This window comes from Geomonas oryzae, from assembly GCF_004117875.1.
Lineage (GTDB): Bacteria > Desulfobacterota > Desulfuromonadia > Geobacterales > Geobacteraceae > Geomonas > Geomonas oryzae.
This window is the reverse complement of record NZ_RAHW01000002.1, coordinates 656,875-675,663: the sequence shown is the minus strand read 5'-3', so window position 1 is coordinate 675,663 and position 18,789 is coordinate 656,875. Positions and strand designations below refer to the sequence as shown.

At 46.8% G+C, this 18,789-nt stretch carries 12 protein-coding genes; 7 read left to right on the top strand and 5 right to left on the bottom strand.

All coding sequences use genetic code 11. From position 1 onward, the window contains the following. Window positions 1-778: 778 nt before the first annotated feature. Both D6Z24_RS07535 and D6Z24_RS07530 read right to left on the bottom strand, forming a co-directional pair. Window positions 779-1,117, bottom strand: coding sequence for a hypothetical protein (locus D6Z24_RS07535; RefSeq protein ID WP_129125945.1), 339 nt, complete (start codon window positions 1,115-1,117; stop codon window positions 779-781). Window positions 1,118-1,204: 87 nt separating this feature from the next. Beyond that, on the bottom strand, window positions 1,205-1,477 hold the full coding sequence (locus tag D6Z24_RS07530; protein ID WP_129125944.1) for an integration host factor subunit alpha: 273 nt from the start codon (window positions 1,475-1,477) through the stop codon (window positions 1,205-1,207). A 451-nt stretch (window positions 1,478-1,928) separates the two neighbouring features. On the opposite strand from D6Z24_RS07530, the gene D6Z24_RS07525 reads away from it, so the two are divergent. The 4 genes from D6Z24_RS07525 (at window position 1,929) to D6Z24_RS22070 (ending at window position 5,882) form a co-directional block, all read left to right on the top strand. Then, the gene (locus D6Z24_RS07525; RefSeq protein ID WP_129125943.1) at window positions 1,929-2,312 is read left to right on the top strand and encodes a hypothetical protein; all 384 of its coding nucleotides are present in this window, start codon (window positions 1,929-1,931) and stop codon (window positions 2,310-2,312) included. Window positions 2,313-2,901: 589 nt separating this feature from the next. Beyond that, the gene (locus D6Z24_RS07520) at window positions 2,902-3,309 is read left to right on the top strand and encodes a hypothetical protein (RefSeq protein ID WP_129125942.1); all 408 of its coding nucleotides are present in this window, start codon (window positions 2,902-2,904) and stop codon (window positions 3,307-3,309) included. A gap of 133 nt (window positions 3,310-3,442) precedes the next feature. After that, window positions 3,443-4,795 carry a TniQ family protein gene (locus D6Z24_RS07515; protein WP_129125941.1) on the top strand — a complete coding sequence of 451 codons (1,353 nt, stop codon included), beginning with the start codon at window positions 3,443-3,445 and terminating at the stop codon, window positions 4,793-4,795. A 337-nt stretch (window positions 4,796-5,132) separates the two neighbouring features. Further along, window positions 5,133-5,882 carry a metallophosphoesterase family protein gene (locus D6Z24_RS22070; RefSeq protein WP_129125940.1) on the top strand — a complete coding sequence of 250 codons (750 nt, stop codon included), beginning with the start codon at window positions 5,133-5,135 and terminating at the stop codon, window positions 5,880-5,882. Window positions 5,883-6,192: 310 nt separating this feature from the next. On the opposite strand, the gene D6Z24_RS07505 is transcribed toward D6Z24_RS22070, so the two are convergent. Genes D6Z24_RS07505 through D6Z24_RS07495 form a run of 3 tightly spaced genes read right to left on the bottom strand, consistent with a single transcriptional unit; the run spans window position 6,193 to window position 11,675 of the window. Next, complete coding sequence (locus D6Z24_RS07505) at window positions 6,193-7,734, bottom strand: TniQ family protein (protein ID WP_129125939.1); 1,542 nt, start codon at window positions 7,732-7,734, stop codon at window positions 6,193-6,195. Beyond that, entirely contained in the window at window positions 7,721-8,902 is a 1,182-nt protein-coding gene (locus D6Z24_RS07500) for an ATP-binding protein (protein WP_129125938.1), read from the bottom strand. Before D6Z24_RS07500 ends, D6Z24_RS07505 begins: the two co-directional genes overlap by 14 nt. A gap of 1 nt (window position 8,903) precedes the next feature. Further along, window positions 8,904-11,675, bottom strand: a complete 2,772-nt coding sequence (locus D6Z24_RS07495; RefSeq protein WP_129125937.1) for a DDE-type integrase/transposase/recombinase — start codon at window positions 11,673-11,675, stop codon at window positions 8,904-8,906. A 642-nt stretch (window positions 11,676-12,317) separates the two neighbouring features. Between D6Z24_RS07495 and D6Z24_RS07490 the strand changes: the two genes are divergently transcribed. From D6Z24_RS07490 to D6Z24_RS07480, 3 genes are read left to right on the top strand one after another with little or no spacing between them, the layout of a single operon-like run. After that, on the top strand, window positions 12,318-13,823 hold the full coding sequence (locus tag D6Z24_RS07490; protein WP_129125936.1) for a sigma-54 interaction domain-containing protein: 1,506 nt from the start codon (window positions 12,318-12,320) through the stop codon (window positions 13,821-13,823). 28 nt (window positions 13,824-13,851) lie between these two features. Continuing rightward, window positions 13,852-17,256: a DEAD/DEAH box helicase family protein gene (locus D6Z24_RS07485; RefSeq protein ID WP_198419515.1), complete on the top strand. Its 3,405-nt coding sequence runs from the start codon at window positions 13,852-13,854 to the stop codon at window positions 17,254-17,256. Then, complete coding sequence (locus tag D6Z24_RS07480) at window positions 17,253-18,782, top strand: type I restriction-modification system subunit M (RefSeq protein ID WP_129125935.1); 1,530 nt, start codon at window positions 17,253-17,255, stop codon at window positions 18,780-18,782. Before D6Z24_RS07485 ends, D6Z24_RS07480 begins: the two co-directional genes overlap by 4 nt. Window positions 18,783-18,789 lie beyond the last annotated feature (7 nt).

Genomic DNA, 18,789 nt, shown 5'->3' with positions numbered 1-18,789 from the left:
AGCATATGCTGTCAATAAGAGGAAGCATATGCTGTCAATTCTTGGACCGAATTTTAAGGGGTTATACAGCGTCCCGAAGGGAACAGAAAAGCATAATGTGTCAGAAAGTACAAAAAAGATGGCATAATATGTCAAAGAGTTCTAAATGATAATGTGCTTACTTAACTACTTGTTTTCACAGACTTAATCTGGCCTCACACACGGTGGAAACTTGCCATTTGATTTGGAATCGACGTCCGGACCGGTGAGAGCTGGTAGGCATCGGTGCCTGTTGCGCTCCTCTTCGCTTCTGCTCCTCAAGGGGCGACTAGCTTGCGACCTTGGAAGCGGCCTTCCTTCTATGTATTCACGTTTCGCCCTGGCCTTGACTTCTCCCAGGTCGCTCTTCTCCCCTAATTGCCGCCTCTTCTCCACTTTCCTGTGGTGCTGCGTCTGTGGTTCCAGTTGCCGGGGAGGGTCTCCAGGTTGGCTTTGCTCCAGGCTCCATCAGGAAGGGAACCGTGCCGCTCTGGCTTCCTATTCTTTAGCCGCCAAACATCTCCAGGCCCGTCGTCGCCTACGAGATGGTCCACCCGCTGGCGTCGTAGTCGATCGGTCGGTGTAAGAGAAACAGAGTATCCTTGTAGCCGGGGAATCCGTTTCCCTCTGACTTCCCAGGTTTTCCTTCGACCGTTCAAGCGATGAATCGCACCATTTGCTTCATTTTTTTCCCTGGGGTCATCCTGTCTCGACTGGGTCTGCTCTGCCTGAAATTGGCAAGTGGTGATGTCGATCCTCGCTAATGGAGGGCTATAGTTTCGACCACTTTTGGAGGCTCAGAGACACACTCATAAACGTCAAGTACCCCGGCACGATCGGAGGGGCTTATATAAAATTTAAAAACTTCCACAGTAATGGCATCCTCCACAACAGAGACATTCGCAACATCACGTAGTCTGAAGAAACCGTCCTTTCCCTTTTCAATATCAGGAATGAAATAAAAGCTATTGTCAAAGAGAGCCTGATGGTTTCTGTACCCCAGCATCCTCGTATAGAGGTCGAAAGTATCCTCATCTGCGAGACGCCCTTTACCGATAATATTGCCGCCTGCCGACATCACAATAATTCTATAGTCCATTTTCTCTCCTTTTCTTTGGGGGCTAAGTCCGAAGGTTATTTCTTTAGAGAAGATTTTGCTTTGAGTAAGAGTATACACGGACCACGTCTACCGATTCACCTCTTCCTTTAAAATTTGACTCGGTTTGAAGCTCACTACTTTGCGTTCCGCCAGGGTAATTTCCTCACCAGTCTGCGGGTTGCGGCCTCTGCGCGGGGCTTTCTCATTTACGCTGAATTTGCCGAAGCCTGCGATCTTGACTTCCTCCCCAGTGATGAGGGTTTCTTTAACAATGTCGAGAACCTGCTCCATCAGCTCGACCGAATCCTTCGTCGTGTACCCAATCCTTGCGATTCTCTCGGCAATTTCCGCCTTTGTCATTCCCCCTCCTTCTTCCTGCAAATTGCGTAATTTAACCTTTCACGGCCTTAAAGGGAAGAGAAAACTCAACTAGCCGGCGACCTTTACACTTATCTGAGAGCGGTAATTTGCTGCAAGTTGAAAACGACGGCGGCGTCGGAGAAGCGGGTAGATTCGGGGGCTGGGATGATGAGATCGGTTTGGTAAGTGAGACGGAGGTGGATGGCGTGTGGCGAAGACTCTGTCACAGAGCCCATGTGAGCCCAAAACAACAACGCTGAGGGCGGGCTATCCAACCCCGACACAGAAGAGCCCTCCAATATATTGACAAAATACCCATCGATGGCTATTAAGTCAATGAAATCATTAGAGTTTATGTATTGCACCGGTTCACATAACCTGATATGCTTTGAAGGCCCCTCGATGTCTCGGTAGGGGCAAGAAGTAGCAGCAGCCCTGGCTGGAGCCAACTATGCAAACTGAACTAGATATGAAGGACCTGTATAAAGCTTTAACGATAACACTTTCCTCCTCTCAAAAACGTCTCCTGTACGCGATCAGCCGAGCGCCCACAGCCCATTTGTATACAAATCAGTTCATGACCGAGTTTCATCTAAGTCGAGGTGGCATAGAAAGCGGACTTCGTCGACTAATTAAACTTGACCTTGTCGGTCGGGAAAGCGGCATATGGCAGTTGCAACCTCCTGAATTACGGATTTGGCTCAAGGCTGTGCATGAAAATGGCCCCCATGCAGCTGAGTCTTTACGTTGGGCAAAATTCCAACCAAAGCGGGCGGGCCAAGTTGAAGAATCGGGACGTAGCGAAAATGTGAATCACGATCGCCGAGCAGGCTGATTTCGTGTTACGAGAGGACCTGTGGCCAATTCATTGGCTGATCTAGGCGCATCGCGAGCAGTACCAGGCGCACCGGGATCGCTTCGTTGCAGCGGTAGCCGTCAACGATTGGCTTCTCACTCACGCCGGCGTGGAGCCCCAGGCTGGCGTGGAGGTTCTAGCATGCGGCCCCGAGAGCATCGCCGCCTGGGTGATTTTCAGTTTGGCGAGCAGCTCCGGGTCAGGAATCTAAAGACACAAACCAGCTTCGAATACAGCCCTTTGTTCCGGGTACAGTTTGTCGCGGAGAATACGACGAGTTTGGGGGATTTTGGGTTCGATGCAGCCCGGGGAGACGCAACCGGCTGCGGCGGTAAGAAGGCCGTCAAAGCCCTAACGGCGCCCTGAACGCGACAACCACTACGAGCTTCGGAATGAGGAGATCTGGAAGGTCCCGAATGGATCAACTTGGCCGCTAACGGAAGGGGCTGGGGCTATGACACGATAACCGAAACATAATTGGTCTCAAAGATGGCTCTTTTTCGCTATTGACGGCACCAGGCACTGGTAACAGATAAATAAAAATCCCAATGTTGGGAAAGGTGAAAATGTGCCAGCTAAAGTTTACCTCACCCGGCGTAACCTGCTAACTTTAATCTCGAAGCTTGACCGTAAAAAAAAGGGCCAAGAGACGGCGTGCACTCTTATCAAAAATGACAACCTACACAAAAAGTACCCCCAGAGTATGAAGAGGGTTTTTGTTGTTGCCGTCGAATATGGTGGCAATTTCACCGGAACAAAACTCTATTTGTCTAGAAGTATTTTGAATAACCTACTTTTCAACCTCGATCAAAAGAAGGCTGGAATGGAGGCCGTCTTCCGCGCAGTGATAAAGGAGGCGCACCCGAAAAAAACACCGAAATCCGCCGAAGTGTTTGCATTGGAGAATGAGGACTATTACTCTCACGGGCGCTTCCCTGGGGACGTGCACCCTGATGATGAACCGGGCCAAGGCTGAACGCTCTCTTATATCTCGGGGACGCCACATGAGTCCGCTTACATTCCAAGCAAGGCTATAATACGTACTGACGAAAAACAAAACCTTGAACAGCCCTTTATGCAGTTCATATCACAAAAGTGGTGAACCCACAATGATCTCCTCCGACATAGATGAATATGGGGTGTGGAATCTGGTCCCTTTAGAGTTGACTCAAAGGAGTCGGCTGTATCATCTCTTGCCAATAGGGGTTGGAACGGCACAGGTAGAGAGCCTCACTGGATATATTGTAAGGCTGGCTGAAGCTCATTGTGTGCCTGTAATGACACTGATAGCCAAAGAGATAGCGCCGATGGCAAATGCTGCTTATCTACGTGAAAAAGAATTGAGAGGGTTTAACAAATTCTCAAGGATGATTAATGGATTCGGCGTGGTGGCAGCAACATTTAAAGATGCACTTGAATCTCTGACTCTTCGGAAAGATCTTATGTATTTGACGTTATTGCCGTGGCAAAAGGTGATGACGAATAAGTGTCTGCTGCGTCAGAGTCAGGCTTGGTGTCCAGAATGCTATGAAGAGTGGAAAGACGCTGGGAAAATAATATATTTTCCACTGTTGTGGGCATTAAATATGATTACGATATGTCCTGTACATTCTCGGGAGCTAATAATGGAATGTCCATTCTGTAAATGTAATTTATATTTTATAGATTCCTATTCACGCGCTGGATTTTGTTCGAAATGCGGCTATTGGCTTGGAAAAACCTGTCATAGTAATAACAAGGTCATTACAATTACACAAGAGACTGCCCTACTTGAGAGAGTCTGGACCGCGAATTCTTTTGGTGATCTTTTAAAAACAGCCCCGATATCAGTTTCGCTGCCAGTAAGAGAACAAATTTCATTTTCACTTGTTAGGTGCATTCAACAAGTCACAGAAGGAAACACTTATGAATTCGCTAGATTTGTCGGTTTAAATAAAAATATGCTGGGTGATTGGCGACTTGGTAGGCACATTCCACAGGTGAACTATTTATCCAAAATTTGTTACCGGATAGGTGTGTCGATGGCTGAATTTCTCTTGAAAGATCCAGTGGTAAAAATATCAACACCAACACAAACATCTTATAGGAAGCAAGCTAAAAGATGTATTCCGAATAAAGAGGATGTTCTCAAGGCTTTTAATAATGCAGTAAAAGAACATCCGCCAGCTACTATAAAAGATATTTCTAAAATAATCGGATATTCAGCATCAAAGCTGTACAAAAATTATCCTGAGCAGTGTAAAGCAATTTCGATTCTTGTGGCAAAAAATAAATCCAGGATGTTAAACGAAAAATGGGAAAATATCAGAGTTAAAATGGTTGCTGCATTGAACGAGACTAATATGCAAGTGTCGATAGCAGCCTTATCCAAAAAACTTTCATGCCATGAGTCTGCTTTATACCGAAAGTTTCCTGAATTATGCCATGCTATTGCAGCAAAACATAAAGACGTAGGCAGTTAGCTCCTCCTGTCCATCTGCGGATTCCGGCCGATGCCGACCGCGATTGTGTTCTGATGCCGATCGCCATACGGTTTGACTGTATCCAGATCTGAGCCGGAGACTGACATGACCAGCTTTCCTGGAAAATTACGGACCGTGACTTTTGCGTTCTGGTGGTGAAACTTCCGTAACCGGTGGTTTAAAGCCCATTCTATGTCATCAAAGGGCTCTTCAGGGATTTCCGTGGGTAAAATAAAGACGGTGCTATTCCTGGTGTCCGCTACGATGATGTGAGAGGGACGTGTAGTACGTTGGCTATGAAGGCGACCGTCACAGATGGTGTTACTGGAGTGCAACATTGGCCCTGATAATTGGTGATATTCACGGATCCTTGAGAAAGGCAGAGATTTTTCTTTGCTACAGGCCGAATGAGAGACACATCTGTCTCGGTGACCTTGTTGACAGCAGGCCTCTAGTCACTTTGGCTGAGGAGTTACGCTGTCTCAATCTGTTGATGGACTCTGCCACAGATTTTGTGTGGGGAAACCACGACCTGAGCTATTTACCAGAGCAGCCTTGGGAGTGTTTCGGGGCCTTCGGGTGTCAGCCTTTTAGGGATATCTACAATGGAAATAGATCGCGGTTCTCAGCCGCGATAGCCGCGGATTCCTGGCTACTTACACATGCGGGGGTATCGCAGAGTCTAGGGAAGATCATTCCACCTGGGGCTCGCAACTCGGCACAAGATATTGCGGATTGGTTAAACAACGAGTTTCTCAGGCAACTACAGACGCCTCACCCTCGTCATCTTGGACGGTACGGGGCTGGCCCCTTATTCCACCGTGCATTCTGCCGTGGGGGCGAGGATGCTTACGGTGGTATATTCTGGTTTGACGGTAGCGCTGAACAGAGTCAACCAAGTCCTCTCGCGGGGCCACAGATATTTGGTCACAGCCCAGTCCTCCTCCCTCAACGTAGCCACAGTTGGACCATCAAGGAAGGGACTGTTTTCCAAGGTCCTCCGTGGATTAACCTTAACGCTTTCCAGGAAGGTGTCTGGGTCTATGACACGGTGGCTGATGACTTGATTGATCTCTGCCGCCTGTAGGCAAAGGGTGATGGTATTACCCACGGAAAACCCAGAAGAGGCCCTTTAAGGCAATCCTTCTATCCGGCATACAGCTTCGGGCACACTGCTTGCTCGGCTGAAGACACTGAAGCTCTCCGGTATCCTGGAAAACCTTGAGGTACGACTGGGAAAGGCGCACAACGACAACCCCGGTACCGGAAGAAATCGCGACCTCGGAAGCAATCAGTCGACAACTGAAACGTTCCCCTAAGAAAGGCTGAAGTGGAAAAATAACCTTGGCGTGGAGGTGGCAAATCCGTGGCCATTGACTGACATTTGTTTCTCAATATTAACCAATGTATTTTTTTTGTATTTGTAGTTCAGTAAACAATACAGCTAGCGTCTCATTTATCAATCTATCGCTGTATTTATTGTTTAGATGTTTAGAAACTGTCGAAATAGATGGATAAATTCCATTGTTGTAAAGTTTAGTTGCAGTTTCTCGTATGTCAATAACACTTTCAGTTTTTTTGAGTATATTTACAGCTCTTTTGTAATTTTGAAATTTTTTCGAAATTGAATAGCATATTTCAGGAAAATGCTTATATAAGGAGTTTTTGTTACAACACATTTGTTTAGCCAGTTCTTTCAGGGGTAAAGGAGGTTGGCCATTCTTTAATGATGATAAAAGTTTATGCTCGATTGTTTCCCATGGCATGCGTACACACCTGTTTTTGTATGCAGTTACCAATTTGGTTATCAGTTTACATTCATTCGGGAAATAGTGGTGGATAGTGCTTGAACTGATTCGGTTTTTCTTGGCAATTTCAGTTATAGTTGGAGGTGGAATCTGCTTCAAAGCTTTTTGCATTGAATTAAAGAGCATATGTTTGTCGGTATCCGTGATTTCTCTTCGGTGATCATATTTATTTTTTGAATTAACATTGTGATTTTCAAGCTGAAAATATAATATAAAGTCAATAATTCCTTTGCCTAAGCTACGACATATTTTGCCCAACAGGCATAATCTGGGTATTGAATAACCAGTCTGTATCCAATTTCTTAAAGTGTAATATTCTACTCCAACCAATCTGGCAAATTCACAGCTGTTGCCATTTGAAAAATGTTTTATTGCTAAACGTAAAGATTCAGCAAAAATATGGATGTTGGGTAAAAATACGAACTGAGGTGAAAACGCAAGCATAGTTCCTATTTCTTCTGCTAACCATACCCGTTCCAATGTTTCACTACTTGGTGTGTCGCTTTGGCACTTTAGCTTGTCTACGAGTGTGCCTAGCCAATTATTACATTTTGCGCAAAAACCAGGTCTCAAAAATCCTTCGATCAAATACATATAATTATTGCAAAATGGGCATGTGGTCTCTAGTTTTTGATAGTGCCTAGGGCAGACGGTAACCGAATCTAGAGTCCATAACAAAGGAAAATAAATTATTTGGCCTGTTTTCCGCCATTCAGCATAACAAACAGGGCACCATGCTTGGATTTGGCGTGATAGGTTTAAAGTAGTTAATACCTTTTCCCATGGTGACATTGTCAAAAATATAATGTCCTTTCTGAGGGTAAGATTCTCTATTGCCCTGATAAATGTTGATGCGATCATTCCAAATTCATTTATGGCTGCACAACGATTAAAAAATCCACTAACCGCCCTTCGGTTCGAATACGTTTGGGTCATGAATGGTGCGATCTCTTTGGCAACCAATGTTGATACATTAACACAATGGGCATTTGATAACCTTACGATGTAACTTGTGAGGCTTTCCACAAATGGTGTGCCGATGCCGATAGGTTTGAGGTTATATAAACGGCTCCGTCGTGGAGTCACGGGTACGGTCAAATCCAAGGCTTCATACTCTTCATGACTCTTCATAGGTCGGTATCCCTACAGGATCTCGATGGGGCTTTCGTTGCCCCACGCGTCTTTTTTTACTCTTCTTAGGTTTGATTGAGTTACTAGCAGCACAGGCCTCAGTTGGTTTTACATCACTTTGGAAATTACTTTTCAAGGATAGTCCTAAATTCTTTCGTAATGCGTCAACGGATTCTTTTTTCTCTACAACCTCAGATTCACCACTTATAGCCTCTAATAATATTTTTTCGCATTTGCTGGCCGGTAACGCATTATCCTGCAAATGTTTAAGTAACAAGACCTCTGTCCCATCAAAAAGTGCGTCGTGAAGAGCGCTGTCGAGCCAAGGTTTTAAAATCCCTACACAGCCGAGTGACCTTTCATAAAGGTAATCTAGGTATTGCACTAAATTTGTTTCGCCCTTTAATGGCATTTGGTTTTGTAAACAATAAACACAATTTTCAAATTTGTCCATGTCCTTTGAATCAGCTGCAAAGTACCGCTTGAAATGAACATCCTTACCTCTTCTGCACAGTTGATCACTTAAATCGTGTAATGTTAAAAGCTCATATGTGCCACCTAATACTAGGACAACATCAGCTAAGTTAACGAAAGACTTAAGACAGTTGAGCTGGTCTTTGTAAGTGCGACCGCTTGTCATTTTTGTAAAATGTTGAGCTTCATCAACTAAAAATACCGACGTATTTCTGTACCTTAATGCATTTTCTAAGGCAATTCTTAAACTCCTTATAGGTGTGTCTTTTTCTACCTTAAGTTTTCCATCCTCGTTCCTTCTTACGCCTTGCACACCATATGTGATTTTGTAATCAATGAGTGGTTCTTCCAAGGCAGTAAGAGAGCGAATGTAGAAGTCTCTCCAGTCAAAATTGCGAGATTCGGGAAAAGGTGCCTCTACATAAATCACAGGAATACAACCTTGATCTGCCTTTGCTGCCGAATATGTTTCATTGATTGTTTCCACGTTCAATCGTTTTAGCAAAGTGGTTTTCCCGACGCCGCTAGGCCCATAAAGATATATAATAGTACCGTTTTTTGAATTTCTAATATACCTAGTGATTTCCTTATTGGCTTCCTTTAAACGTGGATGTGCCAAAGTATATGACTCAAAATAGTCAAGACGTTCTGAGAGTGAACGAGACAACAATTTATGTGGGAATCTTTCCACCATTTTAAAATCTACCGTAGTCCTCGTATTTTTTGGGACTTATCCTTTTTTTACCTTTTTCTTCTACCTCACCTTCATTATCGTTTTCAGCAGTGTCGTTTCCAACTTTCACGGGTGAACCATCATCCTTCTTCTCTACAACAACGCCATTATCACTGTTTTTTTCATGGCTTTGCACATTAGCTTCATTGAGGTTTTCACTTGAAGTGGTAGAGTTTATGATTTCAAGTACCTTTTTAGTTTCATTGTCGCGTCGTTGCTGCATAAGCAAGTTTTCGTCCTTTTCGGCAGATATTACCATTTCAGCTAGTTGTTTAGCAGCGACTCCAAATTTACGGGAGTGCAAGGTCTGCTTTCGTCTGATTTCAGCTGCCGCAATCATTAACTCACGCTCGGTGCGCCCTTTCATTGTTGCGTAGTACTCCGATATGCATTTTACCCAATTTCCTTTTATGTAAGCGTACGCGACTCCTCTGTTATAAGGCTCATACCGATTAGGAACAAATTTAATATCCTTATTGTTGAATTTATCGCACCAATAAAATAGATAACGAATTTTAATACCTTTGTTAATGTTTACCTTTGACACACCTTTGCTGGTGCTTGGCAGGGTTAACATTTTAAAATCATCATTATATTCAATGCGACGATGCAATCTTTCTCCACTGCGCTTTATTCCCAAATTGAAGGCTTCCCTCGGAGATTGAAAAAGAGCCGGGTGTTCTATAGTGTCGTAGGTTTCATATGCCCAACCGCATAATTTTTCGTAAAATTTAGTAAGAGTCCACACTGCTAATTTTTTTGGATTTACTTTTTTTGACATCTGCCTTATATTTTTGGTGATCTGAGTGTTTCCCAAAAGGTTATATACTAGTTCGGTGTTTGAAGTTCCAAACAGTCTTTCACACACTCCGCCAAATCTACTTTTGGACTTTGGTCTTCTTTTTAATATACAACCCAATGCGGCAAGGAGTGTCTCAAAATATATGCTTTTGAATTCAGGCCCCCAATCAACAATAATCGTTTTGGGAACCCTGCCATGTCTGCGTACGCACTCCCGGATTACCATCATGCAACTGCGATAACTTGGTGGGTCAAAGATCAGTATGACTGCCAATTCTCTCCGAGAAAATGCGTCCGTTAGATAGGTTGCCCAGGCCTTCCCCAAATTTTTCCCGGTCTCAGGATCTACTAATTCTAAATCCATTTCTGTATGGTCGATGTGGCCGATTTCAAATGGTCGATCGCCGTGGCGTGGTGTTGTCGGTGTTAGTTCCAGGTAGATTGGTTCCACTGAATAGGCAGCTTTTTCTCCTTTCATTTTTACTTCCTGCTCGTAGGTAGGTTGTCTTTTTACCTCGTCACAAAAAGTCTTATAGCTGGCATTTATTGTTTGCAACCTTTCACATTCTATTATATATTCACCCCATACCTCTCTTATCCTCTTTTGCTTTATCGTTTCCCATTTTGTCTTTATGTAATTAATCATTGTTGATATTGTTAAATCCGGTAATTTTCTCAATCTATTGCCTTTATTACCTCGTTTAGGCAGTAAACCGACATATCCCATTCCGTAAGTTACTTCAGCCTCCCTATAATTTGCCAACAATCTATAGATATTTCGACTCTTTTCTAAATTTTTTGGTAATTCAGCCTGGTTTAAAAATGGCGAGATCATTTCCCATCTTTTATTTGCAACTGCAAAATCTTCATTACTAGCTTTGCCAGTTATTTCACCCCATGATTTATATATCTTTGTATTTGTGTCATCGACAGATTTTAGTATGATTCCGTCGTATACTAATTTCTCGAAAGTACCAGACGGTAATTCTACAATTTGAGAATCTTTTTCCAGTTGATCCTTCATCCAAACTGTATTTTGTCCTATATTTACAATATCGAATGGTCTTCCATCCCAAACTACTGTTGCTCCAACTATCATATTTACAGTTTGGCTGTAATCAATAGATACTTGTGATTCACTTGTTGGTTGAATTTCCTTTTGAGATTTTGATGTGTATACACATACTCTATCGTATTCTGCTAAAGATTGTGCATACAGATCAACATAAAGTTTGTTGTTTGCCAGCAAAATATAAAGATCATCTGTTGTAGCTGGAGATATATTTTCCATTAATTCTGAAAGTTTTATACCAGGAATGGCTGCTACCAATCCATTAATATGAGCTCGCGCTGTTTCCGTAACCTTTGGCGTGTCGAATAATAAATAATCCTCTAAAAAATTTAAATTTCTCTGAAGACTCCAATTTATCTCAGCGCTTGACCGTATTCGGTAATAAAGACCATAGGTTTGAGCATAAGTCTCCCCTGGTGGGCAACGCCAGGTACCATTCTTCCCTTTTACATATCGCTCAGGACTTTTCTGCGACAGTATCGGCAAATCATTTTCCTGTTTTCCTTCCTCCCATCCTGCACTATTTTTTCTTATGACGAAAAAGTCAGTGGTCTGAATTACGCCAAGTAATTTTCCACTTTTTGAGTGGTAAATAAGTTTAAAAGATGGCGGTTGGTCATAAAATTCTAATACGTCATCATCAGTCTCGTATTCCCATAATAAAGGTAACTCAACCTTGTGACTTTCAAATTGAATTTCTAACCCCATCTTCTGGCTGGAAAAAAGGCCTGGTACATTTTTGGTCCCGCCTTGAACGATACGTGCAGGATCAGACTCACGAATGTTATTAATAACCGATTGGGCTTCAACTGATATATTATTGGCTAAGTACCATTTTTCTAATTCATCATCGGTCAGCATGCGCTTAATCCCTCAAAATCATAACGATTGCACCGTCCTGTGCTACCCTGCTTTGTAGTGGGGGGGCAGACTCGATAGCCTGGAAGAGTTGGGCCGTCTGAGAGAGTCCTGAAGGCTCTCGTATGGTGCCAGCAGTTTAATCATGGAGATCATAGATGCCATTCCGATCCTGCGGTGGCTTCGCTACCCACATGTAGCTAACCTGGGATACGCGCTATGAGTAAAAGGTAAACGATGCTTGCTGTCCTGTAAAGTATAATAATTACACATACTTGTTGTTGATATAGTACAACTTGTACAACATGTACAACATGTGCAACAAGGTGATCTTGATCTTTCGAAGACCGCTGACCTTAAAGCTGCCTTAAGCCCATTTAGGAATGAGGAGAAAAAGGACGGCCGGCCGAGTTGGCACTGGCCCGATGTTTGTAGCCGGCAGTTGCTCCTATCACCGCGCTTATCCGCCACACCTACTGCGGAAACGATGTACAGACCCTGCTGCGACTCCGAATGCTGGCGTATGATCCTAGTGCATGGGGAAATGATCCACTTCAAGATCTCGCGTCACCTGGCCCAAGGTCAGGTTGCTTTACGTTAGTAAAAGAGCTTGTGTTGGCATAAAAAATATTGTACATACCGTGTATGAAAAAAGTTTTATGCGCCTGGCTTGGGAATACGGACCTTCGGGCCGTTGACGAAGAACATGTGGTGGGGCTTGGTCCGGTTGCTCAAGCGGTGATCGTCCGTGACTTTGACCTGCTTGTCCTTCTTTGCAACTACCCTGAGTCTCGGGTTGGAGACTATCTCTCCTGGCTTAATGGCAAAAAGGCCATCACCTCGAATCTGCGCTTTATCAACCTTTCAAGCCCCACCGACTTTGGCGAGATCTACCAAGCTGCCATAGCCACCATCAAAGCCATCAAAACCGAGCATGGTAGCGACTGTTCTCTTACTTTCCATCTGAGCCCTGGTACTCCCGCGATGGCGGCCGTATGGATGCTACTGGCCAAGAGCATCTATCCCGCCGAACTTCTTGAATCGTCCCGAGAGCAGGGCGTTAGGACCGCTATCATCCCGTTTGACATCTCTGCCGACTTTATTCCGGCTCTCCTAAAAGGTGCCGACGAGAAGTTGGAAAAGATGAGCGCCGGACTCCCTCCTGAAGCCCCTGAATTTAATAACATCATCCACCGAAGCCCGGTAATGCAGCAGGTGGTTGCCCGTGCACGCCGCGTGGCTCTACGCTCGGTTCCGGTTCTCATCGAGGGGGATTCGGGCACTGGCAAGGAGCTTTTTGCCCGAGCTATTCACCGGGCAAGCCCACGCCACTCAAACCCCTTCATCGCGGTCAACTGCGGTGCCATTCCTGCCGACCTTGTAGAGTCCGAGTTCTTTGGACACAAAAAAGGGGCCTTTACCGGGGCGACTTTTGATCGGAAGGGGTACTTCGAGGCTGCCCATGGCGGGACCCTTTTCCTCGACGAGATTGGCGAGCTTCCTCTTGCTGCCCAGGTGAAGATACTGCGGGTTCTCCAGGAGAAGAAAGTGGTGCGTGTGGGGGACACTACCGAGATCCCAGTTGATGTCAGAATCGTGGCCGCAACCAATCGGCATCTCATGGTTGAGGTAGCGGAGAACAGATTCCGGCAGGATCTCTACTATCGGTTAGCAGTCGCCGTCCTACATCTGCCAAAGCTGTCCGAGCGCGAGGGGGATCTTTCCTTGCTGATCGATCACATTCTTGATAAGGTCAACCGCGAAAGTGCCGAGGAGCCAGGGTACGTATGTAAAAAAATTTCTGCATCGGCAAGAAATCTTATGCTTTCCTATCCATGGCCGGGCAACGCACGAGAGTTGTTGAATGTTATCCAGCGGGCGGCTGTCTGGGCAGTCGACGAAATAATTACAGAGGTGGACATGCGAGATATCCTCGTCTTCCACCCGAGTGCGTCGGCAAATAAAGTTGATGAAGTGGCTATTGGTGATGGGGTCAACTTGCAGGAAATACTGGCTTGTACCGCTCGGATCTATCTCGAAAAGGCAATGAAGAATACGGGTGGCAATAAGTCCAAAGCTGCCAAGCTTCTGGGGCTTCCTAACTACCAGACCCTGAGCAACTGGCTGGAAAAGTACGGCGTAGGAGAATGATGGCACAACCGTTGCTCAAATGGAGGGCATGTCAGCAATCATGAATTCCACAAACTTTGAAATGCTTCGGGGGAAGTGCCCTGAGTTGGCTGAACTGGGCGGGTTTGCGGAGCAGTACGCTATCCCTGATCCTTCCAGCGCGTTGGTGAAGCTCAGGGCGTATGTGGAATCCATGGTTTCCCGGATCTATACCGCGTATGGGATCCCGCGCCCCTGGCAACCTAGCCTTAACGACCTTCTCAATAATCATGCATTCTCCTCGCTCATTCCGCCCGTGGTGCTCGACAAATTTCACGCCATCAGGGTTCACGGCAATAAGGCCGCCCACGGCGAGTCACAAAACTCACAAAAAGCTCTTTGGCTTCTCAAAGAAGCCTACGATCTTGGATGTTGGTTCTTCGTGACCCAGTGCGATGGCAGCGCAGATAATTGTCCCGCTTACCTCGAAACAACAGCATCAACCCATGATGGCGGAGTTGAGTGGAACTCCAAGCCTGAACGGAAAGCGATCCTTGAAAAACTAGCTGCTCAGGAAGCCCGGATGCAGGAGCTTCTTCAGGAGCTTGAGGTGCAAAGGGAAGCGCTTCAGGTGGCTGCTAAGAAGCCTGCAGACCAAGTGGTACTTAAAAAGTCAGGTCAACTGGCGGCCGACGCCCTGGCTTTCGACGAGGAAACCACCCGTCTGCGGCTGATCGACAGCATGCTGGTCGACGCAGGGTGGCAGGTAGGTGCGAAGGGGGGTAGTACCGAGTTTGTCGTCCAGGAACACGACGTCCAATGGCAGCCGACGACAACTGGTAATGGACGCGCCGACTATGTCCTGAAGGACGACAACGGCAAACCGCTGGCGGTGGTCGAAGCCAAGAAGACAGCCAAGGACCCCAATATTGGGCGGAAGCAGGCACAGCTCTACGCTGACGGATTGGAAAAAGAGTATGGTCAACGACCGATTATCTTCTATACCAACGGGTTTGACCTCTGGATGTGGGATGACGCTCAAAAATCTCCTCCGCGCAAGGTATATGGCTTCTATTCAAAAGACAGTCTACAATACCTGGTCAACTTCCAGCGAACATCGCGAAAGCCCCTGGATGAGGTTACTCCGAATCCCGATATTGCTGGGCGGCTCTATCAGTTGGAGGCGATCAAGCGCGTTTCAGAACGGTTCACCGCAGGCTACCGCAAGACCCTAGTCGTCCAGGCGACTGGCACTGGTAAAACCCGCATTGCCATCTCAATTACTGATCTCCTGATCCGCGCCAACTGGGTCAAACGGGTGCTTTTTCTGTGCGATAGGAAAGAACTTCGGAAACAGGCAAAAAATGCATTTAACGACTTCATTAACGAGCCGATGGCAATTGTCGGTGCCCGGACCGCCAAGGACCGCAACCAGCGGATCTACCTCTCCACCTATCCGGCTATGGCGAAGATATTCCAAACTTTCGACGTTGGCTTCTTCGATCTTATCATCGCCGACGAGTCGCACCGAAGCATTTACAACCGTTATCGCGACATTTTCCAGTACTTCGACTGCTTCCAAGTGGGGCTGACTGCCACGCCCGTTGACTTCATAAGCCGAAACACTTTTCGACTGTTCAACTGCGAGGAACAGGACCCTACAGCCTATTATCCACTGGAGAGGGGGATCGAAGAAGGATACCTGGTTCCCTACGAAGTTTTCACCCATACCACAAACTTTCTACGGACAGGAGTCAAGTACGCTCAGCTCACCGATGAGCAGAAGCAGCAGCTTGAGGAAGACGGAGAGGATCCCGAGACCTTCAACTATGAGTCTACGGGTGTCGACAAGCAGATTTTTAACAAAGAGACCAACCGGGCCATCCTGCGTAATCTTATGGAAAATGGCATACGGGAGCCATCTGGCCAGCATGTGGGGAAGAGCATAATCTTTGCTCGCAGTCATCAGCACGCAGTTCTGCTTAGCCAACTCTTCGACGAGATGTACCCACAGTACGGAGGAAACTTCTGCCAGGTCATAGACAATTATGACCCACGGGCAGAGCAGCTCATCGACGACTTCAAGGGGTTGGGGAGCAATAAGGAACTTACTATTGCCATCTCGGTGGACATGCTTGACACCGGAATCGACGTGCCGGAGATCGTGAACCTGACCTTCGCCAAGCCGGTTAAGTCAAAGGTCAAATTCTGGCAGATGATCGGCCGCGGCACCCGTCTTTGCAAAAATCTCTTTGGGGCCGGTAAAGATAAGGCTGTTTTCAGAATTTTCGATCACTGGGGCAACTTCGAGTATTTTGATCAGAATCGACCAGAGGTCGAACCGACTGCCGGCAAGTCGCTCATGCAGAGGCTCTTCGAGGCGCGGATTGGTCTAGCGGAAACCGCTCTCAATAAACCGGAACTGGCGATTTTCAGCCAGGCTGCCGAACTGATCGGCAAAGACCTGGCGTCCCTTCCAGAGCAAACCATCGCGGTTCGGGAGCGGTGGAAAGAGAAACGGAGCGTGTCGCGGCCGGAAATACTGACCCAGTTCGCACCGGCAACAGTTCGGGTGCTTCGCGACGACATGGCGCCGTTAATGCAATGGGTCTACATCCAAGATCATACCGACGCTTATGACTTCGACTTGCTTGTCACTACCATGCAGACCGCATTGCTTAAGAACAGCGGACGCTTCGATGATTTCAAGGGTCAACTCATTGGCTGGGTGAGCCAACTGTTGATGCACCTCAATCCAGTACGTGCCAGGGCCGAAACCATCGCAAGGGTACGGGATCCGAAATTTTGGGAATCGGTAACAGTCCTCTCACTTGAGGAAATTCGTCGCGAGTTGCGCGGCATCATGCACCACAGCCTGAAAGGGGGAGGTGATCCTGGTGTCGGGCCCCGAGTGATTGATGTGAGCGACGGGGAAATTGAATTCTCTCAACGTACAACGAATGTCAAAGAAGTGGATATGGTGGCCTACAGGCGCAGAGTAGAAGAGACGCTACGGGAGCTATTTGACACCAATGCAACTCTCAAGAAGATCAGAGCCGGGCAGCCTGTCAGCGAAAACGACCTTACTGCTCTAGTTTCTCTTGTTCTGACCCACAACCCGGGCGTGAACCTTGCCGTCCTTAAGGAGTTCTACGCGGATACGGCTGCTCCCCTCGACGTAATTATCCGTTCGATAATCGGTATGGATGCGGAGTTAGTGAAACGGCACTTTACCGGTTTCGTGCAGAGCTATCCAAAACTCTCCGCGAACCAGATCCTCTTTCTCAATATGCTTCAAAACCATATCAGTAAGTACGGCTCTGTTGATCTCGACCGTCTTTACGAGCCGCCTTTTACGAGCATAAACAGCGACGGCCTTGATGGAGTATTCACCGACGATCGGCAGATCGATGATCTGCTTGCCATCATTCAGACTTTTAATCCGCATCACTATAGGGAGAGTAGCGTCGTATGATAACTGGAGAACTGAGAAGCCGTGTCGACAAACTCTGGGAAGAATTTTGGACCGGTGGGGTAACCAACCCCCTCACTGTCATTGAGCAGATTTCCTTCCTGATGTTTTCCCGGCTTTTGGACATAAATGAAACCCGCAATGAGAAAAAGGCCCAAAGGACCGATAAGCCCTTCCGTCGCATTTTTCCCGATACCGAGGAGGGTCAGAAGCTCCGTTGGCATCATTTCAAGCACCTGGGTGCAGAGCAGATGCTCCACCACGTGCGAGATAAGGTATTCCCCCACTTCAAAAGTGTAGCTGTGGAAGGCGCCAGGTTCGGCGAGTACATGAAGGACGCCCAGTTAATGGTTCAAAAGGCGAATCTCTTGGTTTCCGCCGTGAACATGATCGACGAGCTTCCCCTTACAGAAGGGGACACAAAGGGGGACCTATACGAGTACCTACTCTCTAAGCTCACCACAGCCGGCATCAACGGCCAGTTCCGAACGCCGCGGCACATTATCCGCCTTATGGTGGAGATGATGGACCCTTCACTGGAACATAACGAGGTGATCGGCGATCCCGCTTGTGGCACTGGCGGATTCCTGGTGGAGACAATGCACTTCCTCCAGCGCAAGTACACCTCCCAAGACGGGATCATCGACCACGACGGCGAAAAGATCTACTCGGGCGATCTGCTAGAGCCGCACCGCGAACATATCCAGGCTAATCTGATCCACGGTTTCGATTTTGATGTCACCATGCTCCGCATCGCTGCTATGAACCTGCTGCTGCACGGCATCGATGCCCCAGATATTCACTATCAAGACACGCTGAGCAGCGGCTTCCCGGACAACTTCCCTAATCATGCCCAGAACTTCTTTGATGTCATTCTGGCCAACCCGCCGTTCAAGGGGAGCCTTGACTACGAGGATGTCCATTCGTCACTTCTGGCCCAAGTGAAGACCAAAAAAACGGAATTGCTCTTCGTGGCCCTCATTCTACGGATGCTCAAGAAGGGCGGCCGGTCTGCTACCATCGTTCCTGACGGCGTTTTGTTTGGGTCATCGAAAGCCCATGTGGCCCTACGCGAGATGCTGGTTGAAATGAACCAACTGGAGGCAGTTGTTTCGCTTCCGTCCGGTGTCTTTCGTCCCTATGCAGGTGTTTCCACCGGTATCTTGATTTTTACAAAGGGGGGAAAGACCGGGGATGTCTTTTTCTACGACCTGCAGAACGATGGTTTCTCCCTAGACGACAAGCGGAACCAGCTTTTTGAAAGCACCTTTGCCGGCGATCTTCCCGATTGTCTTTCCCGATGGAAAGGGAGAGATCCGAAAAGAGACACCGACCGGAGTGCAAAAGCGTTCTTTGTGCCAGCCCACGAAATTCGGGAAAAGAACTACGATCTTTCCCTCAACCGCTTCAAGGAGACTGCGTACGTGGAGGTGACGTATGATCCCCCCAAAGAGCTCCTGAAGAGAATGAAGGGACTTGAAAATGAGATTATGCGGGACTTGATTGAGTTGGAGGGAATGCTCGGATGAGTCGATG

Excerpts from the sequence above, each read along its gene's own strand:
- D6Z24_RS07535 (WP_129125945.1), bottom strand. The coding sequence starts at position 1,117 with ATGGACTATAGAATTATTGTGATGTCGGCAGGCGGCAATATTATCGGT.
- D6Z24_RS07530 (WP_129125944.1), bottom strand. The coding sequence starts at position 1,477 with ATGACAAAGGCGGAAATTGCCGAGAGAATCGCAAGGATTGGGTACACG.
- D6Z24_RS07525 (WP_129125943.1), top strand. The coding sequence starts at position 1,929 with ATGCAAACTGAACTAGATATGAAGGACCTGTATAAAGCTTTAACGATA.
- D6Z24_RS07515 (WP_129125941.1), top strand. The coding sequence starts at position 3,443 with ATGATCTCCTCCGACATAGATGAATATGGGGTGTGGAATCTGGTCCCT.
- D6Z24_RS07505 (WP_129125939.1), bottom strand. The coding sequence starts at position 7,734 with ATGAAGAGTCATGAAGAGTATGAAGCCTTGGATTTGACCGTACCCGTG.
- D6Z24_RS07500 (WP_129125938.1), bottom strand. The coding sequence starts at position 8,902 with ATGGTGGAAAGATTCCCACATAAATTGTTGTCTCGTTCACTCTCAGAA.
- D6Z24_RS07495 (WP_129125937.1), bottom strand. The coding sequence starts at position 11,675 with ATGCTGACCGATGATGAATTAGAAAAATGGTACTTAGCCAATAATATA.
- D6Z24_RS07490 (WP_129125936.1), top strand. The coding sequence starts at position 12,318 with ATGAAAAAAGTTTTATGCGCCTGGCTTGGGAATACGGACCTTCGGGCC.
- D6Z24_RS07485 (WP_198419515.1), top strand. The coding sequence starts at position 13,852 with ATGTCAGCAATCATGAATTCCACAAACTTTGAAATGCTTCGGGGGAAG.
- D6Z24_RS07480 (WP_129125935.1), top strand. The coding sequence starts at position 17,253 with ATGATAACTGGAGAACTGAGAAGCCGTGTCGACAAACTCTGGGAAGAA.